This window comes from Pseudomonas sp. NPDC087346 (genome assembly GCF_044744235.1).
Taxonomy (GTDB): Bacteria; Pseudomonadota; Gammaproteobacteria; order Pseudomonadales; family Pseudomonadaceae; genus Aquipseudomonas.
In genome coordinates this window covers 46,273-70,143 of sequence record NZ_JBIUXX010000031.1, presented here as the reverse complement: position 1 = coordinate 70,143, position 23,871 = coordinate 46,273, and the positions used below count along the sequence as shown (strand labels likewise).

Genomic DNA, 23,871 nt, shown 5'->3' with positions numbered 1-23,871 from the left:
AATTAAACAAAAAAACAAATCAAAAAATCACACAGTACTAAAGAACAAAATCGACACCGACCTGCGTCTGGCATCCACTGGCGCAATGCGTCGCCTGATGGCCACCAACCCGAGCGAATTCGACCCACGTAAATTCTTCGGCGCGACCGTGACTGCGATGCGCGATGTATGTATCGCTCGTTATGAAGCTTTCGGCACCGCCGGCAACGCTTCGAAGATCAAGCCGATCTCGCTGGAAGCGATGTATCAGCGTTATCTGAAAGGCGAGTTGAACGCCAAGGTCAACTAAGACTGAGCGTTAAGCTGCGTTGATGAAAAACCCGCCGTGAGGCGGGTTTTTTATGGTTTGCATAATTCAAGCTACTCAACTTTTCTTGCTTCAATACGCAATTCGATATTAGCTCCGACAAGTCCGACATCGCCTCCCTGTGTGCAAACATATGCTGCCCATTGACTATCCCTGTTGCTCCCTGGGCGTACTATTTTTTTGTGAAGCTCTATTCCGCCATGTTTGGAAACTAATTCCAAGCCAGTAATAAAGGTTCCTATCATTTCATTTAGACCTATCATCTTGGGTAAGGTGATAGGTCTAAATGAAATGATGCTTAAAAAACCGCCGAGGGTCGGTTTTTATAAAAGACTACCGCTATATAGTATTAGTTTTTTGTGTTTGCGCTCAGCCAGTCAACATCTCGCTTAATAACTTTCAGTCTGATGTTACCCAGTGGGCCGCGACCGCCTTTGCTCACTACTTGAGCCGTGAGATTTATGTCGTCGGTGGGGTTTTCTATGTTATGGAATTCAATGCCTCCATCTTTGCAGACAAACTCAGCAAGAATTTCTTCCCCGATTTTTTCGTGAATCTGAATTCTCTGTCCATTCTGTTGAAAGGAAAAATAATTAATCTCCGCCTGAACATCTGATGCAGAAATCACTCCGCTGTTGTTTATGCATAAGTGTTTCCCAGAATGAAAGCTGGGGGATCTGCTATAAACAGCGTACTCTCCTCCGTTGATGTGCCGGAAGTAAAACAGAGTAGGTTCAGCGTTTTTATAAGAGCTGGCGTATAATTTGTCGACTGTTTCGTGGTGAATGGCGCGGTAAGGATCAGGAGGTCTACTCGAGTTTTCACTTTTAGGAATGACAGTCTCTGAGTATGCCTTTTGAAAGCCAATGCTAGCGGAAAAATTGTTGCCATCGCAATGTAGCGTTCCAACAAATGATTTTTCTTTATCGTCCATTTTTTTGCACCTGCGTTATTTTTTGAAAAATAATAGAGTAAGAAGGCTATTTTTTTGTTGGTTCTTTTCCGGGCTAGAATAGTTTTTTTTGGTCAGTTATTCACCTGTCAGAGTTGACAGGTTTTTAGCTTGTTTCGCTATATAGGTTGAAGGGTGGGGTCTTAAGTCGCATGGTTATATTTGATAATTGAATCAGATTTGTTTTTTCTTAGGCTTGTTTTTGAGCGGTCAGCCACCCGCCCGTGTTGATACACGTAGCTTAAAATATGCTCGATTCATCAGTGAATCGCGTATCCCTCATCAATTGTCCGCATTGAAAATGCGTTTCTAACCAAATACAGTTCACAGTCTGAAGTGACGCTTCCATAAGAATGCTATAGCAATCCAGGGATCTGATTGATCCACACTCCACCAAGAATGGAAGCCACCCAGCAAATTGTGCTATGGATTTTGGTTAAGTCGTATCTGCAAATTCAACGAGAGATGTTATTTGATCAGGGCTGAATTAAATTAATCTGTCCAATTTTATATGGTGTTTACCGCCAATTTATTAGTGGACTTGAAAGTGGTTATATCTCTTATAGCAAAAATTTATAAAAAACTGTCATTTATTACAGGTGTCCCAGTGAGGCTGGATGGTTATATTAATGCGTAGCTGAAGGTCGGCAGATTGAATGGAGCTACCCAATATTGTTGTCTTTATGGATTTTTTTTAGTTTTTTAAGAGGTCTAAAATCATGTTATACGGTAATCGCGATAAGTATGGTCGGAAAGAACTGACGCCGGAAGAGCAAAAAATTCAGTATGATAATCAACAAAGAAAACAGGCTGAAGAGCAAAAAGAACTGGAGGAAAAGGCAAAAACTCATGATTATGTAAATACTAATATATTTTCGGAAATTGATTACATGGAAGGCCAGCGCGGAGGTGTTGTATTTCCTACATTAGGTGGTAATCAGTTTAGCCAGCAGAAGGCTGCCGATATTATTTCTCAGATGAAAGCAGGTAGCTATAAACGAGGGGATGGGGTGCTCTATAGCTATGACAGCTTTAAAGCTGCATATGAGGAAGAGCTAAAGAATAGAGCAGTGTGGAAGTGGGTTCCAAAAAAACAGGTTTAAATGTTGGTGTTTTTAATAAATATCTGTGCAATGCCGGACACCAACAGATGGGTCGTATGATTGAAAAGCCCTGCTGGTATACGCTGCAGGGCTTTTTTTAAAAATTAGTGGAGGTGGGCGAAGTCAGTTGAGGTGTTGATAATCCTACCGTAGATGCCTCGCCTTTAGATGCTTTTTCAGCCGGTCATGATCGAAGTAAGTAACTTTGTCCCATTTATCTGAAAACAAGGTGCCCCATGGTTAATACACAAAGTGTTTTCGATATGATCGCCGATGGCCGGCCAATCGGTCGCATCGTTATGGAATTGTCTGATGACGTGGTACCAATAACTACAGAAAACTTCCGCGCCCTTTGCACCGGTGAAAAAGGCTTCGGTTACAAGAAATCTTGCTTTCATCGGATCACTTCTCAAATGGCTTTACAAGGTGGAGACTTCATGAAAGGCGATGGCACCATGGGGAAGTCGATCTACGGCAGCATATTCAATGACGAGAACTTCATCTTGAGGCACGACCGTCCAGGTGTTCTTTCCATGTCCAATTGTGGTCAAGATACCAATAGCAGTCAGTTCTTCATAACCACTGTGAATACTAGTTGGCTGGATGGAAAAAACGTGGTGTTTGGAAAAGTCGTCGAAGGCATGGATGTAGTCAAAGTCATTGAGAGCATGGGGTCGCTATCCGGTAAACCTCAAAAGAAAGTCATAATTGATGACTGCGGTCAGCTTTAGCGGCCGGAAACGAATATTGTGCTTTGTGCAGACAATGATCATTGAAGAAGGCCCCTCCGCTTATGAATTTTCATACAAACTATCAGTGGCAGTAAGACAGCGCAGCTTTGCGTTGAATCCAATGACTCGATCGAAAATGTAAAAGCAAAGTTCCAGGATGGAAGGCATTGCGTCAGCAGCGGCTTATATCTGCTGGCAAACAGCTTGAGGATGGTAGGACGTTATTGGATTACGGCATAGAAGAGGGTGCGGCGCTGTACTTGGTTCGTCGGATTCATTATTTTCGTGGCGTGGGAGAAAGTGATCCGGTCCGCGACCTCGCGCACAGCTGCCTCCCCCTTCGCGTCGCAGCGATCAGTGGCAGCTCAATGTCTCACTTGGGGTTTCACCATGATCAAACCAACACTCAATCCCCTCGAGCCGGAATCTACGTCGCCCTACGAATCCCTCGACTCAAAAAAGCTACATGACGCCGCCGAACGAGCGCTCGACCACTACCTCGAGCCGAACGCCACCACCCTGAAGTTTCATAAACCCTGCACGATGTTCCAGGTCAACCCGGGTATGGGCAACGAAAGTCTGCTGGTTCATGCTTGTGAGTCGCTGGCCTCTGCGAGCATCATGACCAGTGACATCGCGGCGAGTCTCGACAGCCCCAACGACGTACGTTTCTAGGCGATTCAGCAAGTCATCACGCAGGCTGAACTGGCGGAGAATCGGGTGCTGGATAATGTCGAAGTGACACAGTCTTTAATACCCAGTTGAACCCTTGTAGGAGTGAGCCTGCTCGCGATGGCGGTGGGGCAGTCGGCACAAATGCTGGATGTTAATCCTGATCGCCATCTCGGGTAACGCATCTTCGTGATAACGGAACGTGTAATCCTCGCTATCGCCGAAAAGCCTGCCACTAGCCCCTTCAGGCGTACTGACTTTGAGCGAGGTCATTATCATTCGAACAAGTCCCCAAGCTCTTCAAGTGTCGGCATTGCTGCTGGAACGACAGCGAGCTCACAATCCAGAGCACCCAGAACTCGCGCATAGGCGATCATCCCGACAGAAAGGGTGCCTTTTTCTACTGCGATGACTTTATACCGCGTCAGTCCCGCGAGGTTGGCAAGCTGCGCTTGTGTCAGCCCACGATTTATACGCTTTTCACGTAATTGGGTGCCGAGACGGCTAATTACTAGAGAATGATCCATGTTCTGCTACCGCAACATTTGTGGTCAAAGGTAGCGTATACGCAACATTCCATCCACTGCGAATTATTGGCAGCAGCCATTGGGTGGTTCACGGTTCCCTATAGATGCCATCAGAACGGCTGGCGATCATCAACAGCACGGCGGTGACATCAAAGAAACCTTCGGCGTGCCGGTTGAAGAAATCTTTGAAGGCATCAAGTACGGCGTGCGCAAGGTCAACATCGACACTGACCTGCGTCTGGCATCTCACGGCGCCGTGCGTCGTCTGATGGCCACCAACCCGAGCGAATTCGACCCACGTAAATTCTTCGGCGCGACCGTAACGGCGATGCGTGATGTGTGTATCGCTCGTTATGAGGCTTTCGGCACTGCCGGTAATGCTTCGAAGATCAAGCCGATCTCGCTGGAAGCGATGTATCAGCGTTATCTGAAAGGTGAGCTGAACGCCAAGGTTAACTAAGCCTGGGGGTTGAGCTGCTTTTATGAGAAATCCGCCGAGAGGCGTTTTTTTTGTGTGGAATTTTTCATTGTGAGCAAATTAACGGCTGGCGGCTAAAAATGCCGTTAAAAAGGATTTTTTAGTATTACTCTCGATTAGTCCGATATTTGTGACATTTTTCCCCGTGCTCGATTTTGCCGAATGTACAGGTCTGTTTGATAGGAAATAAATTTCGTTAACGATTGCCTAATTTGTGTAGTTTATTTCGAAATCGTATAAAGAACTGTCATTTCTTACAGGTGATTTTAAATTCGTTGCGGCCTATCTTCTCAATGCAATCAATGAATATGTATGGATGAAGATATTTTATCCCTCGCTTTACTGGTTGTTGTTCATTTTATGTAATGGAGAGGCTGATATGAAATCTATTGATGTCCGTGATAAGTTTAAGAAGCATGAACTCAGTGGCGAGGTTAGCTGTACCTTGTACGGCGAAGATGGCGAGAATGGCGAAGAGAAGGCTGAGTATAAATCTACCCATCTTTATGGAGATTACTCTGACAACATTTATGTGCATTCAAGCGTGCATACTGAACATCATTCTGAAGATATTTGGTTTTTATTCTCCAAAGATCTTCCTCCAGGTACATATCCCTATTATCCCGATTTCCCCAATGTTGTTCAGTTTGTATGCGACGCGCGATATGCCCCTGCATGGAAACCTCAATCTGGATTATTTGTACTGGAAAAAAATAGCTCGGGAGTTGTTAGTGGAAAATTTAGATTTCATAAGGAACCAGAGAATAAGGGGCTCGCAGTTACGGATGGGGTGTTTTATGTAAATTTCTCTCCTTCTGCTTCGTAGGAAGGGTCGGGAAAGGAGAACAAGGGCTCTAGTCCTGAAATAGGTTTTTACCTGTTTCAGGACTAGACACCCCCTTTAATCTTCATCACGCAGTTGATCCCCTGTGGGAACAGGCCCGCTCCCACAGGATTTTGTATAGGTCTGAAGCCGCCGATGTCACTTGTCGTGATCAATATCCAGTTTGGTAAACGTCACCTGCCCACCCTCACTGGTGTACCCAGTGTTGTCCTGCACATAAACCCCAGCCTTGAAGTACAGCGGTTTCACCCGCCACGTCGCGCTGATCTGTGAATCCCACTGATAACCCGCCGCACTCACGCCCAGTGCGCCGCCGGGGCTGAGGTGGATGAGGTAGTTGAATTCGTTGTCGAGTTTGATGCCGGTGGCGAGGGTGATGACGCGGCTTTCTTCGTCATCGGGGTGCATGCGTACTTTGATCACCAGATTGCCGGTCTGGGTTTTGTCTTTGTATTGGTATTCGAGTTTGACCAGTGGGCGTTGGCTTTCGTAGGCGTGGATCTGGCCGATAACGATTTTGCCGGAGCTTGGCACTTTGTTTATCGCGAGGGTGGCGCGCAGCAGGTTGTCGGCATCCGGGTAGTACCAGTTGCGCAGAGTGCCGTTGCTGTAGGTTTCGCGCAGTTCGGTGCGGGGGTAGATCGCGTTTTCGGTTTTTGACCCGGTAACCGGTGACCAGAAAAACAGTGTTCCGGTGTCGGAATGGAAGTACTGATCTTTGAAGCCATCCACCAGTTTCGAGGTTTCAACGGTGTACGGCGGACTGCCGACGGGAACGCTGAGGTTCCAGGTTGCGAGATCGATCATGTCGGTTCTTCCACTCTGTTCATCCTGAACGCGGGTGCCAGAAGCTCTAGCCCGCGCCTTTTGGGGGCGGCCTTTATAAGCGTAGAGGCTTATTTTGTTAACGCCCGTTTGGCGGATGATTGGCGCCAACATCCTGTCGAAATGCCATCTTCGCCGGTTTCCGGGGGCTTCAGGCGTGACCGTTAGTCGGCTAAACGCGGCTTTGCCCCGGTGATGGCCGGGTGACAGCTTCTGCTTTTACAGATCCCGGACTAGAGTGAAGGCTCAGTATATGTACGGTTTTTACCGAAAGCCGGCCCCGCCCGGATAAGAGATGTTTCGACAAGAGAAGCAGCATGGACGCGCAACCCCAGCCAGGTGAAGGCCACTCAGTCCTTTTGATCGTCGATGATTACCCTGAAAACCTGATCAGCATGCGCGCGTTGCTGCAACGTCAGGATTGGTTGGTCATGACCGCTGCCTCGGGCTTCGAGGCGCTGAACCTGTTGCTTGAACACGAAGTCGATCTGGTGCTGCTGGACGTGCAGATGCCGGGCATGGATGGTTTTGAAGTTGCACGGTTGATGCGCGGCAGCCAGCGCACGCGACTTACTCCGATTATTTTCCTGACCGCCAACGAAAAATCCCAGGACGCGGTGATCAAGGGCTACGCCAATGGCGCGGTGGATTACCTGTTCAAACCCTTCGATCCGCAGATTCTCAAGCCCAAAGTACAGGCATTGCTGGAACACCAGCGCAATCGCCGTGCCTTGCAACAGCTGACGCATGATCTTGAAGTGGCGCGCGCCTTCAACGCCTCGGTGCTGGATAACGCTGCCGAGGGCATTGTGGTGCTCGGCGAGGATGGCCTGATTCGCTTTGCCAATCCGGCGATTTCACGGCTGCTCAATGCGCCAGTGAAGGAGTTGGAGGGCAAGGAGTTTCTCGATTACCTACAGAAGCCACACATTCCGTTGTGGGCCGATTCGGAGTTTTATGCCGGCTACAAGCGAGGTGAAACTCTGCGCTTGCATGATGCGCTGTTGCGCACGGCACCGGGTCAGCAGGTGCCAGTGGCGCTTTCCTGTGCGCCGCTGCCGTCCGAGCAGCGGGCAATGGTGGTAACGGTGCTGGACATGTCGGTGGTACGCCATCTGCATCAGCAGCTTGAGTTTCAAGCGGTCACTGATCCGCTGACCGGGCTGCTCAACCGTCGCGGTTTCTATCAGACCGTGGAAAACCTGCTGCTGCGCGGTGAGCGCAGCGACAGCAGTTGGGTGCTGCTTTATCTTGATCTCGATGGCTTCAAACGGGTTAACGATTCCCTTGGTCACGATGCCGGCGACCGGGTGCTGCGCTGGGTCTCGGAGCAATTGAAGGCATGCCTGCGGCCGTTCGACATTCTGGCGCGGATGGGTGGCGATGAATTTACCGCGCTGCTCGATCTGGAGTTTCCCGAGCAGGCAGCGAAGATTGCCGAGAAGCTGATTGAGCGGGTGTCGATCTGTCAGCAGATTGAAGGTCTGGATATCGCCCTCGGCGCCAGTATCGGCATCGCCACGTATCCGGATTGCGGTTCGAATCTCGACGGTTTGCTGCGCGCATCAGACATTGCCATGTACGAAGCCAAACGCGCGGGGCGTCAGCAGTATCGGTTTTATGATCATGAAATGAATGGCCGCGCACGCTCACGACTGATGCTCGAAGAGAGCGTGCGCAGCGCCATCGAGAATCGCGATTTCAATCTGGTGTATCAACCGCAGGTGGCCATCGACAGCGGGCAGATTCGCGGCTTCGAGGCGCTGCTGCGCTGGCAGCACCCGAGTGTCGGCGATGTGCCTCCGGGGCTGTTTCTGCCGTTGCTGGAAGAAGCGCGGCTGATCAGTCGGCTCGGCAGCTGGATTTATCATCGCGGCGCCGGGCAGCGTAAAGCCTGGGAAACCTTGTTTGCCGAAGATCTGGTGCTCGGCGTGAGTCTGAGCAACACCCAGTTTGGAATGCCGAACCTGGTCACTGAATTGCGTCAGGTACTTGAGCGCCATGCGTTGCAGCCTCGGCAACTGGAGGTGGAAATCACCGAAGAGGCGCTGATGCACAACCCTGACGAAACCCGCAAACAGCTGCGGTTGTTGCGCAATCTGGGGGTGCGGGTGGCGCTGGATGATTTTGGTTCGGGGCCTTGCTCGCTGGCACATCTGCGCGATCTGGAACTGGATACGCTCAAGCTTGACCGGCACTTGATTGCGCGGCTGCCGGACTCGACCCGCGACGCCGCACTGGTCAGCAACGTGATCAACTTGTGCAAGCAATACGGGTTGCTGGTGATTGCCGAAGGTGTGGAAACCATCGAGCAGTATCAATGGCTACAGGCCCACGGTTGCGAGTACGTGCAAGGTTTCCTGGTGGCGCGTCCGTTGATCGCCGAGGATGTCGCAAGCTTTGCCGAGCCCTTTGACTGGAGCGCGTTGCCCGGTTGAATTCGTTACACTGGCGCTCTTTCAGATGTGTGTCGCCCGCTCATGACTGCGTTGAAATACCTCCAGGCCTATCCCGCACAATTGCAGGATCAAGTGCGCCAACTGATCGCCGAAGGGCGTCTCGGTGATTACCTGAACCAACGTTACCCGGGTCGGCACGATGTGCAGAGCGACAAGGCGCTGTACACCTTCGCGCTGGATCTGAAGCAGGAATACCTGCGCAACGCGCCGGCCATCGACAAGGTTTTGTTCGATAATCGCCTCGACCTGACCCACCGCGCCCTCGGCCTGCACACCACGGTTTCGCGGGTGCAGGGCGGCAAGCTCAAGGCCAAGAAAGAGATTCGTATCGCCTCGTTGTTCAAGGAGGCTGCGCCGGACTTCCTGAAAATGATCGTGGTGCATGAGCTGGCGCACTTCAAGGAATCGGATCACAACAAGGCGTTCTACAAATTGTGTGAGCACATGCTGCCGGGGTATCACCAGATCGAGTTCGATCTGCGGGTGTACCTGACTTGGCGGGATATGCAGTGACAGATCTTCTATAAGCGCGGAGCGCATGCATGGACGTCAGCAAGACCAAAAGCAGCTTCTATCGTCGCCTGTATGTGGCGTATCTGATCGACAGTGGGCTGGCCAGTAGCGTGCCGGCGCTGACGGAAGTCACGGGCATGCCACGCCGGACGGCGCAGGACACGATTGCCGCGCTGGCGGATCTGGATATCGTCTGTGAATTCGAGCAGGAAGATGGCGCACGTAACCATGCGGGGCGTTATCGGGTACGTGACTGGGGGGCGATCGATCGCGGCTGGATCGAGCGTAATTTGCGGCAGATCAAGGCGGTGTTGGGGTATCCCTGATTTTTCGTGTAGATATGGCTGACGCCATCGCGAGCAGGCTCACTCCTACAGGGGAATGCGTTTCAACTGTAGGAGTGAGCCTGCTCGCGATAAGACCTCAGGCCCGGCGCATGCCTATGTGCGGAATGTCATCCTCCAGATATTCCTCACCCGCCACCACAAATCCGTACTTGCCGTAATACCCCTGCAAATGTGCTTGCGCCGACAGATACACCGGCACTTGCGGCCAGTGCTTCTCGGCCTGTTTCAGCGCCTGTTCCATCATCTCGTGTCCCAAACCTTTGCCCCGGCCCTGCGCCGAAGTCAGCACACGGCCAATCACCACGTCGCCGCCCTGGGATTCCGGGTCCAGCAGGCGCAGGTAGGCGACCAGTTGATCATCTTCCCAGCCCATCAAGTGATAGGTGTCACCGTCCAGATCCTGGCCGTCGAGGTCCAGATAGGCGCACTTTTGCTCGACCACGAACACTTCTGCGCGCAACTTGAGAAGGGTGTAGAGCTGTTCTATGCCCAGGTCGCTGTGATGTTTGCAGATCCACTCGATTGTCATCTTCCGATTCCTTGAACGTCGTCGCCCGATACTAAGCGCCCAGACCAAAGATGTCTGTATGGCGTAAGAGTCTGTGACAAAGGTCAAAATGCCATCATTCCTTTCTCGCGATGCGGCCTACTTTGTGTAATCTGCTGGGAAGCGCTGTGCACTGGCTTCAATGAGCTAATGTTAGGGCCTGGGTTTCGCCGGTAAGGGGCCTTGGGGTTTTGACTGAAAACACGTCGGGCAGTCTGCCCGCTAAGGATTTTCAAGCATGCCACGATTGCATCGAGCCATTGCTCTGATCGGACTGCTCTTGCTTGCGCAAACCGCCGCAGCGGAAAAGCTGCGGCTGGTGTTCGATATCTGGCCGCCGTTTACAGACGACACGCTGGTCAATGGTGGATTGGCCACCGACATCGTCAGCACCGCGCTGGCCCGGGCCGGTTATCCCAGCGGCTACGAACAGGTGCCATGGGCGCGCGCGCTGCTGGGCGTTGGCGAAGGGCGCTACGACGTGCTGGTCAACGCCTGGTACAACGACGATCGGACCAAACTAGGGCAGTTTTCCGATGAATATCTGCTCAACCGCATCCGCTTTATCAAGCGCAAAGACACGCCCGTCGAATACAGCAACTTGCAGCAATTGCACACTTATCCGATAGCGGTGGTGCGCGGTTACGCGTATTCGCAAGCATTTGATGCCGACACCGCGCTGCAGAAAGTCCCGGTGCATAATTTCGCCATGGCCGTGCGCATGCTGGCGGCGGATCGGGTCAAGTTGACGCTGGAAGATGAATACGTCGCCCGGTATTACCTGGCGCGCGAATCACCGAAAGTGCGTAATGCTGTGGAGTTTTTGCCCAAGCCTTTGAGTGAGAACAGCCTGCATATATTGGTCAGCCTGAAGAATCCAGAGCATGAGCAGATTGTCGCGGGGTTTGATAAGGCGATTGCGGCGATGAAGGCGGATGGGAGTTATGACAAGTTGCTGAGGCAGCATGGGATGTGAGGGCTGATCCTGAGTTTGCTCTATGACTGATGGCCTCATCGCCAGCAGGCTGACTCCCACATTTGGAATTTGCAATACATCCCACTGTGGGAGCCAGCCTGCTGGCGATGGCGTCCTGTCAGGCGCCACCATCTTCGCTGGTATCCTTGATCAAATGCGCCGCCAACGTGCGCAATGGCCCCAACTGCCGGCAGATCAAAGCCAATTGCGTCTGCACCAGCCGCTGCCCTTCATCAATCTCGTCGGGCATCTGTTCCAGCTCATTGGCCAGCGCTTCTTCTTCATCGCTCTGAATCGCGATCGGCTGTTTGCTCGCCAGCCCTTGGGCGATCTCATCGATGCTCGCCGCCAGTTTCACCCCCGCGCCGTCGATCAACTGTTCACGCACGTCTTCCGGCAACTGGGTTTCCCGGTGCGCGCCAAGCCCTGACAAGTAACTGAGCAACGTGTGCGAGAGCACCAGAAAGCGGAACCCGACATCCGCTTCTTTGCGGAAATGCCCCGGCTCCATCAGCATGTTCGCCAGCGTCGTCGACAGCGCTGCATCGGCGTTGTGCGCGTTGCGCCGGGCGAGGCGATAGGCGAGGTCGTCGCTCTTGCCAGCGGCGTATTGCTGCATGATCTGTCGCAGATAGATGCTGTTGCAGGTCAGGGTGTTGGCCAGCACTTTGTTCAGGCGCCGGCCCTGCCAGTCGGGCAGGAACAGGATCACCGTCAGACCCGCGATCAAGCTGCCGAGCAAGGTATCGAACAGCCTCGGCAAAAACAGACCGTAACCGTCTCCGACCTGATTGAAGCAGAACAACACCATGATGGTGATCGCCGCCGTCGCCAGGGTGTAGCGCGTGGTGCGGTTGATAAAGAACACCACGCCGGCAGCGATGGCGAAGCACGATTGCACCAGCGGACTCGGGAACAGATCGAACAGTGCCCACGCCACGGTCAGGCCGATGGCCGTGCCGAGAATCCGCTGGCCGAGTTTGCGGCGGGTTGCGCCGTAGTTCGGCTGGCAGACGAACAGCGTGGTCAGAATGATCCAGTAACCCTGCGACGGGTGAATCAGATGCACCATGCCGTAACCGATGCTCAAGGCCAGCGGCAGGCGCAGGGCATGGCGGAACAGCAGCGACGTCGGCGTCAGTTGCGTGCGCAGGCGAATCCACACGTCTTTCAGACTGCGCGGCGAACGGTCGAGCAGGCTGCTGTCAGTGGCATCGGCCAGCGCGTCGGGATTGCTCGCGTCACTGAGCAAGCGGTCGAGCGTGCCGAGGTTGGCCGCCAGTGCGCGCAGTGAGCGCAGCAATCCGCGCCACGCCGGGTTGCTCTGGATGCGCAGGTGTTCGAGGGAGGCGTGCAGATCGCTCAGGGCTTCGGCAAACGTCGCGTCGTAGATGAACGGCTGGCGCATCTGGATCGATTCGGCGAGTGCGCGGCAAGCTTTGCCTTGCTGGCGCAGCAGGCGCTGGCAGCGGAACAATACGTCGCTGTGGAAGAACGCATCGGCCAGCGCGTTGTACGGATAGTGCGAGGAGCTGGCGCGCTCGTGAATGTCCTGCGCGAGGAAATACAGCTTCAGGTAGCGGCTGACTTTCGAACCGGGCCGACCGTTGCCGACCCGGTGCAGAATGATTTCCTTGGCGCTGTTCAACGCGGCCACGACACGGCCGTTTTGCTGCGCCAGTTCCAGCCGTCGCGCTTCGACATCCATCTGGCGGATCGGCTCGAACAGCGAGGATTTCAGCTTGAGGTAAAACCCCAGTTCACGGAACAACCGCGCCAGACTCTGCTGCACCGGCTGATTGGAAAACATCGCCTGCCACAACACCGAGAGCAAGCCGTACCAAGCGGCACCGGCCACCAGCAGCATCGGTTCGTGCCAGAAATCAGTGACCGCGCCGCCACGCTGATCGACGCCGATCATCGTGTACACAGACAGAATCAAGGTTGCCGAGGCAATCGCGCCATAACGTTCGCCGAGCGCGCCGAGCATGGTCAGGCCGAAGCTCGCCAGTGCGAGGGCAATCGCAAAAATGATGGGGTAGGGGAACAGCAATTCCACCGACAGCGCGGCGACGCTGAAGCACACCAGCGTTACCGCCAGCGCGTTGAGGCGGCCCTGCCAACTGTCGTCGGTCTCGGCCAGGGCGCTGGCGATAATCCCCAGGAACAACGGGATCAACAAGCCCATTTCATCCTGATACCAACACAGCGCCATGCTGCCGGTCAGGGCGATGAACACCCGCACGCTGTAGCTGAATTTATCCAGCGCCCACAGGCGCCGTAAAGACTGTCGAAACGAGGTCGAGGACATGAAGTGCGAAGGCCTTCCGAGGCGATGCCGCTAAATTGAGCCAGTAATGACGCCGACGCAATGGCGCCGATCACATCTGACAGCAAAAAGTGTTCCTTACTGCTGCACGCATTACAAATGTAGGAGTGAGCCTGCTCGCGATTGCGGTGGGTCAGTCTCAAATTATTGACTGACAGATTGCAATCGCGAGCAGGCTCACTCCCACAGGGATTTGTATTTGGCTTTGGCTCAGGCGTATTGCGCAGCGGCGTAGCCTGAGGCCCAGGCCCACTGGAAGTTGAAGCCGCCCAGATGCCCGGTGACATCGAGCACTTCGCCGATGAAATACAGACCGGGGCTTTTCAGCGATTCCATGGTCTTCGACGAGACTTCGCGAGTATCGACGCCACCCAGTGTCACCTCAGCGGTGCGATAGCCTTCAGTGCCGGCCGGCACCACTTTCCAGCTGCCAAGCTTGTCGGCGATTTCCGCCAGTTCAGCGTGGGTGTACTGCTTCATCGGTTTCGAGACAAACCAGTTGTCCGCCAGCAGGTTGGCCATTTTCTTGGTGAAGATTTCACCGAGCAAAGTCTTCAACTCGCTGTTCGGACGTTCCGCCAGTTGCTGTTGCAGCCAGTCTGCCGCGTCGTGATCCGGCAGCAGGTTGATCTCGACCGTGTCGCCCGATTCCCAGAACGACGAAATCTGCAAGATCGCCGGGCCACTGAGGCCACGGTGAGTGAACAGGATGTTCTCGCGAAAGCTCTGGTCGTTGCAGCTCACCAGACAATCCACCGAAGTGCCCGACAGCTCGGTGCACAAATCCTTGAGCTGATCGGTGATGGTAAACGGCACCAGACCGGCGCGGGTCGGCAGCAGCTCGTGGCCGAACTGTTTGGCTACCTGATAGCCGAAACCGGTCGCGCCCAGCGTCGGGATCGACAGGCCGCCAGTGGCGATCACCAGCGATTGACACTGGATCTGGCCGAGGGTGGTATCGAGAAGGTAGCCGCTTTCGACTTTCTCGATGGTCTGGATCGAGGTGTCCAGATGCAGGCTGACGCCGACCTGATCGCACTCGTCGAGGAGCATGCCGAGAATGTCGCTGGATTTGTTATCGCAGAACAGTTGGCCGAGTTTTTTCTCGTGGTACGGCACGCCGTGCTTGCCGACCATGCCGATGAAATCCCACTGGGTGTACCGCGCCAGTGCGGATTTGCAGAAATGCGCGTTCTGCGACAGGAAATTGTTGGGTTCGGTGTACATGTTGGTGAAATTGCAGCGGCCACCGCCCGACATCAGGATTTTCTTGCCAGCCTTGTTGGCATGGTCGAGCAGCATCACCTGACGCCCGCGCCCGGCGGCGGTCAGTGCGCACATCAACCCTGCGGCGCCAGCGCCAATGATCACGACTTCGGTAGAGCGCAAAACGGTGTCCTCACACAAATTTCAAATTCACCGACGACCCATGTGGGAGCGGGCTTGCCTGCGATGAGGTCGGCACATTCAACATAGATGTTGTCTGCCAGTCCGTCATCGCGGGCAAGCCCGCTCCCACAGGGATCTTCGTTGGATGGAAGATCGATTACAAAATGCGCACGCGCAGCGAGCGGCCTTTGATCTTGCCGTCGTTCAAACGCTGCAAGGCCTGCATGGCCACGGTACGTTCAACAGCCACATAAGCCTGGAAGTCGAAGATCGCGATCTTGCCAACCTGCGCGCCCGGAATCCCGGCATCGCCAGTCAGTGCGCCAAGAATGTCGCCCGGACGGACTTTGTCTTTACGGCCAGCACCGATGCACAGGGTGGTCATCGGCGGCTGCAACGGGGCAAGACCCTGGGACTTGAGGTCATCAACCTGAGCCCAGTTCAACGGCGACTTCTGCAGTTGTTCGATCGCTTGTGCGCGGTGTGCTTCGCCCGGCGCAACCAGACTGATCGCGATACCTTTTTCGCCAGCACGACCGGTACGGCCAACGCGGTGAATGTGGATTTCCGAATCACGCGCCAGTTCGACGTTGATCACCATGTCCAGCGCATCGATGTCCAGACCACGGGCGGCAACGTCAGTAGCAACCAGTACCGAAGTGCTGCGGTTGGCGAACATCGCCAGTACCTGGTCGCGATCACGCTGTTCCAGATCGCCGTGCAGGCCGACGGCGGAGATGCCTTTGGCGGTCAGGTGATCAACGGTTTCTTGAACCTGCTGCTTGGTGAAGCAGAACGCCACGCAAGATGCAGGACGGAAGTGGTGCAGGACCTTGGTCACAACACCCATGCGATCTTCCGGGGAAATCTCGTAGAAACGCTGCTCGATCTGTGTGTCGTCGTGGAACGCTTCGGCCTTGACCGTTTGCGGGTCACGCATGAATTTCGAGGCCAGTTGCTTGATGCCCACCGGATAAGTCGCGGAGAACAGCAGGGTCTGACGACGTGCCGGGGTCTTTTCGATGATGTCTTCGATGGCGTCGTAGAAACCCATGTCGAGCATGCGGTCAGCTTCGTCGAGGATCAGCGTGTTCAGGCCATCCAGTACCAGCGAACCTTTGCGCAGGTGTTGCTGGATACGCCCCGGGGTGCCGACGATGATGTGCGCGCCGTGTTCCAGCGAAGCGATCTGCGGGCCGAAGGACACGCCGCCGCACAGAGTCAGGACCTTGATGTTGTCTTCGGCGCGCGCCAGACGGCGAACTTCCTTGGCAACCTGGTCAGCCAGCTCGCGAGTCGGGCAGATCACCAGCGCCTGGCAACCGAAGTAGCGCGGATTGATCGGGTTCAGCAAGCCGATGCCGAAAGCAGCGGTTTTGCCGCTGCCGGTCTTGGCCTGGGCGATCAGGTCCATCCCCTTGAGGATCACCGGCAAGCTCTGCGCCTGGATCGGCGTCATCTGGGTATAACCGAGAGATTCGAGGTTAGCCAGCATGGCGGCGGACAGCGGCAGAGTGTTAAAAGCGGTGGCGATGGTGGTCACGGGACTGGCCTGCAAAACAAAATGTCGCGCAGTGTACCAGCCCCGTGCCACTTTCCTCGAAAGTTCTGGACGAACAGTGCGCAATCCCCAGCTCAAAGCTTTACAGCCGAGTGCAAAACCTGTGGCGAGGGGATTAATCCCCGTTGGGTTGCGCAGCACCCCCGAAATCAGCCACCCCCAATCTGACAGACAGACCGCATTCAGCCTTTTTGGGGCTGCTGCGCAACCTAACGGGGATAAATCCCCTCGCCACAAGAGCCTTCACAAGGCATGACACTGTCTAGTGTTCGATGTGTTCATCCGGGTGTTCTTCCGGGCGTTTGACGCGTCGGCCGTCTTCTTTCGACAGTTGCGAGAAGATCGTCGCTGCCAGCATCGCCATGACGCCTACCGTGACGAAGGTCAGCTGGAACGCGCCCAGCACGGTCTCGACGCCGTCATTGCCGACCTCCGCCGTAAAGCCGCCGAGCAATGCGCCGGCACAGGCAACGCCGAGACTCAGCGACAACTGCGCGACCACCGACAGCAGGCTGTTGCCGCTGCTGGCGCTGGCGTCGTCGAGGTCGATCAGGGTCACGGTGTTCATCGCGGTGAATTGCAGCGAATTGATCGCGCCGAGTATCGCCAGCAGTAACAGCAGCAGCCAGTACGGCGTCTGCTCGCTGACCAGACCCATGCTCGCCAGCATGATCCCCAGCGCCAGCGTGTTGCCGGTCAGCACGATGCGATAGCCAAGACGTTCGATCAGCGGTCGCGCCATCCACTTGGCAAGCATTGCCGCCGCCGCCAGCGGCAGCATGCTCATCCCGGCTTGCGACGGCGAATAACCCAGCGCCACTTGCAGCAGCAACGGCACCAGAAACGGCAGGGCGCCGCTGCCCAGACGGGCGAACAGGTTGCCGAGAATGCCGACGGCAAAGGTACGGGTCTTGAACAGCGACGGCGAGAACAACGGATTGTCGATGTGCCCGGCGCGCAGCCAGTACGCCGCCAGACAGGCCATGCCGCCGAACAGCAGCAACATCACCCGCAAGTGCGGCAGGTGCAGTTCGCCGAGTCCTTCCATGGCGATGGTGATCAGGATCATTGCCGCGCCGAATAGCAGGAAGCCGAGACTGTCGAAGCGCGTGCGTTCGGTGCCGCGCAGGTCAGGGATGAACTTCCACACCGCGTAGCAACCAATCAGACCCACCGGCAAATTGATCAGGAAGATCCAGTGCCACGTCAGGTATTCCACCATCCAGCCGCCCATGGTCGGGCCGATCAACGGACCGAGCAGACCGGGAATGGTGATGAAGCCCATGATCCGCACCAGTTCCGAACGCGGGTAGGCGCGCAGCACCACCAGTCGCCCGACCGGCAGCATCAATGCGCCGCCGAGCCCCTGAATCACCCGTGCGCCGATCAACATGCTCAGGCTGTTCGACATTGCGCAGAGTAATGAACCGAAGCTGAACAACAGGATGGCGCCGAAGAAGATCTTCTTGGTGCCGAAGCGGTCGGCGATCCAGCCGGAAGCCGGGATCAGCAGGGCCACGGTGAGCATGTAGGCGATGATCACGCCCTGCATGCGCAACGGGTCTTCGGCCAGATCGCGGGCCATGGCCGGCAGTGCGGTGTTGAGGATGGTCCCGTCGAGGGACTGCATGAAGAAAGCAATGGCGACGACCCACGGCAACCAGCGGGCGGTGATGGCGTCGAGAGGCGGGCGGTTGGGCATGGAACCTCTTGTTGTGGAGTCAGTGAAGGCCTCATCGCGAGCAGGCTCGCTCCTACATTTATTCTGTGTCGACCACAAATCCAATGTAGGAGTGAGCCTGCTCGCGATGCTTTTACAGGGTCAGGGTCAGTCGGCTCACCAGCGCGCCCGGCAGCAATGCCGAGGAAGTATTGCGCTGGCTATAGGTGCTGGCCGACAGGAGCATTTCGCGTTCCGCAGTCAGCGCTTCGAGCTGCGAACCGAGCAGGCTGTAGGCACTGTCGTCAAAACGCATGGTGCTGACCGGCGCCTGTATCTCGCCGTTCTCGACCCAGAACGTGGCAAACCGGGTCATGCCGGTCAGCCGCGCGGCCGGTTGATCCGAGTAGTTCAGGTACCAAAGATTGCTGATGTACAGCCCGGTGCCCAACTGCTTGAGAATCTCGGCTTGCGGCAGATCACCGGCAGCCATGTTCAGCGCACTCGGCGCTTCACCGCCACTGGCGCCGTTGGCGGTCAGACCATACTCGGCAGCACTGCGCGAACCGACCAATTGCTCGCCGGCCTTGCCTTCGATGATCAGGCGCAAATCGCTGCGCGGATAACCTTCGCCGGAAAACGCCGGGCTCAGCGAACCGCTGACTTTCTCGTCGAGCGACACCAGCGGACTCAGCGCCTGATCACCGGCATAGAGCTTTTGCAGCGGACTGCTCTTGCTGGCAATCGACTGCGCCGAGAACCCGCCCCAGCACAGCATGCTCATGATCTCTTCGAGTGCGGCCGGTGCCAGATAAGCGCGGTATTGCCCCGGCGCCAAAGTGCGCAGCGGACGGCCGAGAAACTCCAGTTGCTCACGCGCCTGACCGATGCGCGCGGCGAAACCTTCGCTGCTCCAGTCATGCCCGGCATAGCTGGCTTTCACCGCCTGACCGTTTTCGTGGAACAGACTGAAATCGAAGTTGAAGCTGTTGGCCTGATGCCAGCCGAAAGCGCCCGACGAACTGGCGAAACCACGGGAAATCGGCCCCGCAGCATAGAAGCCGACCAGGTCGAGACCTTCCGCCTCGCGAGCGATTTCTGCCACCACTTGTTCGGTGTCCGGCAGCGGATGTTCCTGAACGTTGTTGTTCTGCCAACCGTTGTGATTGAGCAGCAGATACGGGTCCTGCGGCAGCAGCGGGAGGATTTCGCGCAGTTGTTGCAGACCTTCGGCGAGGCGTTGCAGATCGGTTTCCGGCTCGCCGGACAGGGTGATCTGCAGGTCGGCGTGGCGGCCATCGTTGATCAGTTTCAGGCCGACGCCGGCCTGTTGCACTTGCCCGGCCTGACGCACCTTGGCGTGATTGAAACGGACAAACGCCGAAGACTCGCCGGCAAAGCTCAGGGTGAACTGCTCCGGCTCACGCACGGTGTCGCGCAGCCAGTTGACCAGCACTTTAAAGGCCTCAGCCTGACTTTTGACTGTACTCATCAGGCGTCTCCCCCAAATACATCAACGTTGCTGAATACACAGGCCGGCGAAGCATGGCCGACGCGGATCACCTGGTTCGGTTCGCCCTTGCCGCAATTCGGTGTGCCGAGCACTTTCACGGTGCTGGCATCGCCGACGTCGCGCAGGCTTTTCCAGAATTGCGCGGAAATTGCCCGGTAGTTGGGGTTTTTCACGATGCCTTTGAGCTCACCGTTTTCGATCAACCGACCCCATTCGCAACCGAACTGGAATTTGTTGCGCGCATCGTCAATCGACCACGAACGGTTGGTGCTCATCAGAATGCCGTGTTCGATGCCGCCGATCATCTGCTCCAGCGACTGGTCGCCCGGCTCGATGTTGAGATTGGCCATGCGATCGATTGGTGCGCGGTTCCAGCCGCAGGCGCGGCTGTTGGCAACACCGTCGAGGCCGGCGCGGAACTGCGACAGCGCGCCGCCCAGTGGCCGCAGCAGCAAGCCTTCACGGATCAGGAATTGTTTGCTGGCCAGCGTGCCGTCGTCGTCATGCCCGTAGCTGGCGAGTTCTTCGGGGATACCCGGGTCGAACGTTACGTTGAGCAGTTTCGAGCCGTATTGCAGGCTGCCAAAGTCTTCGGCTTTGACGAAACTGGTACCGGCGTAATTGCGTTCGTCGCCGAGAATCCGGTCCAGCTCCAGCGGGTGACCGATGGATTCGTGGATCTGCAGCATCATCTGATCCGGCATCAACAGCAGATCGCGCGGCCCCTGCGGAGTGTTCGGCGCGAGCAACAATTGCAGAGCCTGATCGGCTACTTTCGGTCCGGCGCCGACCAGTCCGCAACGGCTGATTACGTCAGCGCCACCTTGTTGACCGAAGTTCTCGCGACCGAGGCTGCGAGTCTGGCTGTCGTTGCCGTCGTAGGCAGTGACTTCAAGGCTCGGATAGACGAAGCGCTGGGCCTGGCGCAGTTCGGCGCCGGCACTGCTCAGGTAGATCTGCTCGACGTTGGTAATGCCGACGCTGACCTGCCAGTTCACCAGGCGCTCATCCTTTGGCACCGAGGCGGATTCCGTGCCGAGCAGATCGTAGCAATCGCTCAGGGACGGGAAGGGCTGTTCGAAGTTCGGCGAAAGGTAGTCAGCGCGGTCGCTGGATACCGGCTGTTCGCGCAGATCGAGCAAGGCGTAAGGCTTGATTCGCCGGGCCTGTTGCTCGGCGCGTTCGAGCGCGGCTTGCAGACCTTGCTGCGACAGATCGTTGGTGGCGGCGTAAGCCTCGACCCCGTTGACCCGCACGGTAAGCATCGCCCCTTCGTCGCGGCTCATGCTCGGCGGTTCGGCGACGTTCTTGCGCACCGACAGGTATTGGCCTGACTCGCGGACGTATCGCAGGGAAAAGAATTCAGCGCCCGTGCGCAAGGCAGCGAAGCGCTGCTTGAGCTGGGGGTGGAAATCGAACATTCGGGAACCTCCTTGTTATGGAGTAGCGGTGCGGCGATTTGGCGGGGAGGGGTGAAACGGTTGCGCGAGGTCTAGAGTAGGCCTGCGTGGGGGTAGGATCAAGTGAAGAGGGGGTGTAGGAAGATTTACTGGGGGAAGCAGGGAGATGGGTGTTGATTTGTAGGGCCTCATCGCTGGCAAGCCAGGCTCCCACAGGTTATGGGGTGATCACAATAACTGTGAACGACACAAAACCCTGTGGGAGCTGGCTTGCCAGCGATCAGCCGTGACGCGGTGTAACGATGTTACTGAGCAGCCGGGGTGATATCACGCATCGGCTTGCCCTTCACCGGCGTATCGCCCGCCACGTAGTAAGCAGCCTGGCTACGTGCCAATGGCTGACGACCACGGATCTTGTCGGCGATTTTCTCGGCGATCATGATTGTCGGCGCGTTGAGGTTACCGGTGGTGATGATCGGCATGATCGAAGCATCGACCACACGCAGGCTCTGCATGCCATGCACGCGGCCTTCGCCATCAACCACAGCCATCTCGTCGGTGCCCATCTTGCACGAGCAGGACGGGTGGAACGCGGTTTCGGCGTGCTCGCGGATGAACTTGTCCAGTTGCTCATCGGACTGGACGTCGATGCCCGGGCTGATTTCGCGACCACGGAAGGCGTCGAGTGCCGGCTGTTGCATGATTTCACGGGTCAGGCGGATGCCGTCGCGGAATTCCTGCCAGTCCTGTTCGGTGGCCATGTAGTTGAACAGAATGCTCGGGTGCTGGCGCGGGTCTTTCGACTTGGCCTGGATGCGACCACGGCTCGGCGAACGCATGGAACCCATGTGCGCCTGGAAACCGTGTTCTTTCACACCGTTGCTGCCGTTGTAGTTAATCGCAACCGGCAGGAAGTGGTACTGGATGTTCGGCCATTCGAATTCCGGACGCGAACGGATGAAACCGCCGGCTTCGAACTGGTTGCTGGCGCCGATACCGGTGCCGTTGAACAGCCACTCGGCACCGATGGCCGGCTGGTTGTACCAGAGCAGCGACGGGTACAGGGAAACTGGCTGAGTGCACGCGTATTGCAGGTACAGCTCAAGGTGATCCTGAAGGTTTTCACCAACGCCCGGCAGATCGTGAACGACCGGGATGTCCAGCGAGTTCAGCAGTTCGGCAGGGCCGACACCGGAACGCTGCAGGATTTGCGGCGAAGCGATGGCGCCGGAGCACAGCAGGACTTCCTTGCGTGCTTTGACTTCAACGCGTTCCTCGGCATCACCGACCAGGTAACGCACGCCAACGGCACGCTTGCCTTCGAACAGAATCTTGTCGGTCAAGGCGTGGGTGACGATGGTCAGGGTCGAACGCTTTTTCGCGGTGTCGAGGTAGCCACGGGCGGTGGAGGCACGACGACCTTTCGGCGTTACGGTGCGGTCCATCGGGCCGAAGCCTTCCTGCTGGTAGCCGTTCAAGTCTTCGGTGCGCGGGTAACCGGCCTGCACGCCGGCTTCAACCATGGCGTGGAACAGCGGGTTGTTGCCAGCCTTCGGCGTGGTCACGCTGACCGGGCCTTCGCCGCCGTGGTAGTCGTTTGGGCCGATGTCGCGGGTTTCCGCTTTACGGAAGTACGGCAGGCAGTCGAGGTAGGACCAGTTTTCCAGGCCTGGCAGTTTTGCCCAGCCGTCGTAGTCCATCGCGTTGCCACGGATGTAGCACATGCCGTTGATCAGCGAGGAACCGCCGAGGCCTTTGCCGCGACCGCATTCCATCCGGCGACCGTCCATGTGTGGCTCGGCATCGGTTTCGTACGCCCAGTTGTAGCGACGACCTTGCAGCGGGAACGCCAGAGCGGCCGGCATTTGTGTGCGGAAGTCGAAACGGTAGTCCGGGCCGCCTGCTTCGAGCAGCAGAACGGTGACGCCAGCGTCTTCAGTCAGACGGGTCGCCAGGGTGTTACCGGCCGAGCCGGCACCGATGATGATGTAATCGAATTCTTGGGACATTGAATGCACCCTCTTTGAAGTTGGTCAGGTCAGGCCTGATGAGTGCTGTGCACTCAATCGCCAGCAGGCTGGCTCCCACAGAGATTGGGGAATTCCACAGGTTGGGTGCATGACACCAAACCTGTGGGAGCTAGCCTGCTGGCGATGAAGGCCTTTCAGGCGAAGCGATTGACGCCTTAGAACACCGAGACGTAATCGCCCAGCTCGACCTGTACCGATTTGATGCGAGTGAAGTTGTTCAGCGAGCTGATGCCGTTTTCACGACCCACGCCCGACTGCTTGTAACCGCCAACCGGCATTTTTGCGTCGGACTCGCCCCAGGCGTTGATCCAGCAGATACCGGCTTCCAGTTGATGAATCACGCGGTGAGCGCGGTTCAGGTCTTTGGTGACGATACCGGCGGCCAGGCCGAAGTCGGTGTCGTTGGCGCGGCGGATCACTTCTTCTTCGGTTTCGTAGGAGAGGATCGCCATCACTGGACCGAAGATTTCTTCGCGAACGATGGTCATCTCGTCGGTGCAGTCGGTGAACACGGTTGGAGCCACGAATGCGCCTTTGGCGAATTCGCCGTCGGTCAGACGGTCGCCGCCGCACAGAACGCGGGCGCCTTCTTCTTTACCCTTGGCGATGTAACCCAGCACGCTTTCCATGTGGGCGAAGCTGACCAGTGGGCCGAAGTTGGTGTTCTCGTCTTCCGGGTTGCCAACGCGGATGCGTGCAACGCGCTCG

21 protein-coding genes and 2 pseudogenes are annotated in these 23,871 nt (G+C 56.2%); 11 read left to right on the top strand and 12 right to left on the bottom strand.

Features of this window, described 5'->3' with window-relative positions; translation table 11 throughout:
- The coding region (locus ACIOZM_RS18875) for a class II fructose-bisphosphate aldolase (RefSeq protein WP_401216311.1) at positions 1 to 289 on the top strand (289 nt) is incomplete at its 5' end.
- A gap of 367 nt (positions 290 to 656) precedes the next feature.
- Here ACIOZM_RS18875 and ACIOZM_RS18870 read toward each other — a convergent pair.
- Positions 657 to 1,241 carry a hypothetical protein gene (locus ACIOZM_RS18870; RefSeq protein WP_401216310.1) on the bottom strand — a complete coding sequence of 195 codons (585 nt, stop codon included), beginning with the start codon at positions 1,239 to 1,241 and terminating at the stop codon, positions 657 to 659.
- A gap of 737 nt (positions 1,242 to 1,978) precedes the next feature.
- Between ACIOZM_RS18870 and ACIOZM_RS18865 the strand changes: the two genes are divergently transcribed.
- From ACIOZM_RS18865 to ACIOZM_RS18850, 4 genes and pseudogenes are all read left to right on the top strand, one after another.
- The gene (locus tag ACIOZM_RS18865) at positions 1,979 to 2,362 is read left to right on the top strand and encodes a hypothetical protein (protein ID WP_401216309.1); all 384 of its coding nucleotides are present in this window, start codon (positions 1,979 to 1,981) and stop codon (positions 2,360 to 2,362) included.
- A 236-nt stretch (positions 2,363 to 2,598) separates the two neighbouring features.
- On the top strand, positions 2,599 to 3,093 hold the full coding sequence (locus ACIOZM_RS18860) for a peptidylprolyl isomerase (RefSeq protein WP_401216308.1): 495 nt from the start codon (positions 2,599 to 2,601) through the stop codon (positions 3,091 to 3,093).
- A gap of 167 nt (positions 3,094 to 3,260) precedes the next feature.
- Positions 3,261 to 3,563, top strand: a complete 303-nt coding sequence (locus tag ACIOZM_RS18855; RefSeq protein WP_401216307.1) for a ubiquitin-like protein — start codon at positions 3,261 to 3,263, stop codon at positions 3,561 to 3,563.
- Positions 3,484 to 3,858 (top strand): annotated as a pseudogene (locus ACIOZM_RS18850) (DUF6124 family protein). Before ACIOZM_RS18855 ends, ACIOZM_RS18850 begins: the two are co-directional and overlap by 80 nt.
- A gap of 182 nt (positions 3,859 to 4,040) precedes the next feature.
- On the opposite strand, the gene ACIOZM_RS18845 reads toward ACIOZM_RS18850, so the two are convergent.
- The gene (locus tag ACIOZM_RS18845; protein WP_401216306.1) at positions 4,041 to 4,292 is read right to left on the bottom strand and encodes a helix-turn-helix domain-containing protein; all 252 of its coding nucleotides are present in this window, start codon (positions 4,290 to 4,292) and stop codon (positions 4,041 to 4,043) included.
- A 65-nt stretch (positions 4,293 to 4,357) separates the two neighbouring features.
- Between ACIOZM_RS18845 and ACIOZM_RS18840 the strand changes: the two are divergent.
- Together ACIOZM_RS18840 and ACIOZM_RS18835 are read left to right on the top strand one after the other, a co-directional pair.
- A pseudogene (locus ACIOZM_RS18840) lies at positions 4,358 to 4,752 on the top strand (class II fructose-bisphosphate aldolase); the annotation flags it as partial.
- 397 nt (positions 4,753 to 5,149) lie between these two features.
- Positions 5,150 to 5,596, top strand: a complete 447-nt coding sequence (locus ACIOZM_RS18835; RefSeq protein ID WP_401216305.1) for a hypothetical protein — start codon at positions 5,150 to 5,152, stop codon at positions 5,594 to 5,596.
- Between the two features lie 156 nt (positions 5,597 to 5,752).
- On the opposite strand, the gene ACIOZM_RS18830 is transcribed toward ACIOZM_RS18835, so the two are convergent.
- Positions 5,753 to 6,421, bottom strand: coding sequence for a polysaccharide lyase family 7 protein (locus ACIOZM_RS18830; protein ID WP_401216304.1), 669 nt, complete (start codon positions 6,419 to 6,421; stop codon positions 5,753 to 5,755).
- 335 nt (positions 6,422 to 6,756) lie between these two features.
- On the opposite strand from ACIOZM_RS18830, the gene ACIOZM_RS18825 reads away from it, so the two are divergent.
- The 3 genes from ACIOZM_RS18825 to ACIOZM_RS18815 are packed head-to-tail and all read left to right on the top strand — an operon-like array spanning position 6,757 to position 9,737.
- Positions 6,757 to 8,877, top strand: a complete 2,121-nt coding sequence (locus ACIOZM_RS18825; protein ID WP_401216303.1) for a putative bifunctional diguanylate cyclase/phosphodiesterase — start codon at positions 6,757 to 6,759, stop codon at positions 8,875 to 8,877.
- 42 nt (positions 8,878 to 8,919) lie between these two features.
- Entirely contained in the window at positions 8,920 to 9,411 is a 492-nt protein-coding gene (locus ACIOZM_RS18820) for a M48 family metallopeptidase (protein ID WP_401216302.1), read from the top strand.
- Between the two features lie 29 nt (positions 9,412 to 9,440).
- Positions 9,441 to 9,737: a helix-turn-helix domain-containing protein gene (locus tag ACIOZM_RS18815; protein ID WP_401216301.1), complete on the top strand. Its 297-nt coding sequence runs from the start codon at positions 9,441 to 9,443 to the stop codon at positions 9,735 to 9,737.
- 97 nt (positions 9,738 to 9,834) lie between these two features.
- On the opposite strand, the gene ACIOZM_RS18810 is transcribed toward ACIOZM_RS18815, so the two are convergent.
- On the bottom strand, positions 9,835 to 10,287 hold the full coding sequence (locus ACIOZM_RS18810) for a GNAT family N-acetyltransferase (protein ID WP_401216300.1): 453 nt from the start codon (positions 10,285 to 10,287) through the stop codon (positions 9,835 to 9,837).
- Between the two features lie 256 nt (positions 10,288 to 10,543).
- On the opposite strand from ACIOZM_RS18810, the gene ACIOZM_RS18805 reads away from it, so the two are divergent.
- Positions 10,544 to 11,281 carry a substrate-binding periplasmic protein gene (locus ACIOZM_RS18805; RefSeq protein ID WP_401216299.1) on the top strand — a complete coding sequence of 246 codons (738 nt, stop codon included), beginning with the start codon at positions 10,544 to 10,546 and terminating at the stop codon, positions 11,279 to 11,281.
- A gap of 118 nt (positions 11,282 to 11,399) precedes the next feature.
- Here the strand turns inward: ACIOZM_RS18805 and yccS are convergent, their stop codons facing one another.
- The 8 genes from yccS to ACIOZM_RS18765 form a co-directional block, all read right to left on the bottom strand.
- Positions 11,400 to 13,592 (bottom strand): YccS family putative transporter, encoded by a 2,193-nt coding sequence (gene yccS, locus ACIOZM_RS18800; RefSeq protein ID WP_401216298.1) that lies wholly within the window; start codon positions 13,590 to 13,592, stop codon positions 11,400 to 11,402.
- A gap of 228 nt (positions 13,593 to 13,820) precedes the next feature.
- The gene (locus tag ACIOZM_RS18795) at positions 13,821 to 14,999 is read right to left on the bottom strand and encodes an NAD(P)/FAD-dependent oxidoreductase (protein WP_401216297.1); all 1,179 of its coding nucleotides are present in this window, start codon (positions 14,997 to 14,999) and stop codon (positions 13,821 to 13,823) included.
- A 157-nt stretch (positions 15,000 to 15,156) separates the two neighbouring features.
- Positions 15,157 to 16,542 carry an ATP-dependent RNA helicase DbpA gene (gene dbpA, locus ACIOZM_RS18790; RefSeq protein ID WP_401216296.1) on the bottom strand — a complete coding sequence of 462 codons (1,386 nt, stop codon included), beginning with the start codon at positions 16,540 to 16,542 and terminating at the stop codon, positions 15,157 to 15,159.
- A 280-nt stretch (positions 16,543 to 16,822) separates the two neighbouring features.
- Positions 16,823 to 18,262, bottom strand: a complete 1,440-nt coding sequence (mdtD, locus tag ACIOZM_RS18785) for a multidrug transporter subunit MdtD (RefSeq protein ID WP_401216295.1) — start codon at positions 18,260 to 18,262, stop codon at positions 16,823 to 16,825.
- Positions 18,263 to 18,374: 112 nt separating this feature from the next.
- Positions 18,375 to 19,712 (bottom strand): TldD/PmbA family protein, encoded by a 1,338-nt coding sequence (locus tag ACIOZM_RS18780; RefSeq protein WP_401216294.1) that lies wholly within the window; start codon positions 19,710 to 19,712, stop codon positions 18,375 to 18,377.
- Positions 19,712 to 21,154, bottom strand: a complete 1,443-nt coding sequence (locus tag ACIOZM_RS18775; RefSeq protein ID WP_401216293.1) for a TldD/PmbA family protein — start codon at positions 21,152 to 21,154, stop codon at positions 19,712 to 19,714. The genes ACIOZM_RS18780 and ACIOZM_RS18775 overlap by 1 nt, the downstream gene beginning before the upstream one ends.
- 284 nt (positions 21,155 to 21,438) lie before the next feature.
- The gene (gene betA, locus ACIOZM_RS18770) at positions 21,439 to 23,142 is read right to left on the bottom strand and encodes a choline dehydrogenase (protein ID WP_401216292.1); all 1,704 of its coding nucleotides are present in this window, start codon (positions 23,140 to 23,142) and stop codon (positions 21,439 to 21,441) included.
- Between the two features lie 176 nt (positions 23,143 to 23,318).
- The coding region (locus tag ACIOZM_RS18765; protein WP_401216291.1) for an aldehyde dehydrogenase family protein at positions 23,319 to 23,871 on the bottom strand (553 nt) is incomplete at its 5' end.

Bases quoted from the DNA above. Each gene is read 5' to 3' on its own strand.
- ACIOZM_RS18870 (WP_401216310.1), bottom strand. From the start codon at position 1,241: ATGGACGATAAAGAAAAATCATTTGTTGGAACGCTACATTGCGATGGC.
- ACIOZM_RS18865 (WP_401216309.1), top strand. From the start codon at position 1,979: ATGTTATACGGTAATCGCGATAAGTATGGTCGGAAAGAACTGACGCCG.
- ACIOZM_RS18860 (WP_401216308.1), top strand. From the start codon at position 2,599: ATGGTTAATACACAAAGTGTTTTCGATATGATCGCCGATGGCCGGCCA.
- ACIOZM_RS18845 (WP_401216306.1), bottom strand. From the start codon at position 4,292: ATGGATCATTCTCTAGTAATTAGCCGTCTCGGCACCCAATTACGTGAA.
- ACIOZM_RS18835 (WP_401216305.1), top strand. From the start codon at position 5,150: ATGAAATCTATTGATGTCCGTGATAAGTTTAAGAAGCATGAACTCAGT.
- ACIOZM_RS18830 (WP_401216304.1), bottom strand. From the start codon at position 6,421: ATGATCGATCTCGCAACCTGGAACCTCAGCGTTCCCGTCGGCAGTCCG.
- ACIOZM_RS18825 (WP_401216303.1), top strand. From the start codon at position 6,757: ATGGACGCGCAACCCCAGCCAGGTGAAGGCCACTCAGTCCTTTTGATC.
- ACIOZM_RS18820 (WP_401216302.1), top strand. From the start codon at position 8,920: ATGACTGCGTTGAAATACCTCCAGGCCTATCCCGCACAATTGCAGGAT.
- ACIOZM_RS18815 (WP_401216301.1), top strand. From the start codon at position 9,441: ATGGACGTCAGCAAGACCAAAAGCAGCTTCTATCGTCGCCTGTATGTG.
- ACIOZM_RS18810 (WP_401216300.1), bottom strand. From the start codon at position 10,287: ATGACAATCGAGTGGATCTGCAAACATCACAGCGACCTGGGCATAGAA.
- ACIOZM_RS18805 (WP_401216299.1), top strand. From the start codon at position 10,544: ATGCCACGATTGCATCGAGCCATTGCTCTGATCGGACTGCTCTTGCTT.
- yccS (WP_401216298.1), bottom strand. From the start codon at position 13,592: ATGTCCTCGACCTCGTTTCGACAGTCTTTACGGCGCCTGTGGGCGCTG.
- mdtD (WP_401216295.1), bottom strand. From the start codon at position 18,262: ATGCCCAACCGCCCGCCTCTCGACGCCATCACCGCCCGCTGGTTGCCG.
- ACIOZM_RS18780 (WP_401216294.1), bottom strand. From the start codon at position 19,712: ATGAGTACAGTCAAAAGTCAGGCTGAGGCCTTTAAAGTGCTGGTCAAC.
- ACIOZM_RS18775 (WP_401216293.1), bottom strand. From the start codon at position 21,154: ATGTTCGATTTCCACCCCCAGCTCAAGCAGCGCTTCGCTGCCTTGCGC.
- betA (WP_401216292.1), bottom strand. From the start codon at position 23,142: ATGTCCCAAGAATTCGATTACATCATCATCGGTGCCGGCTCGGCCGGT.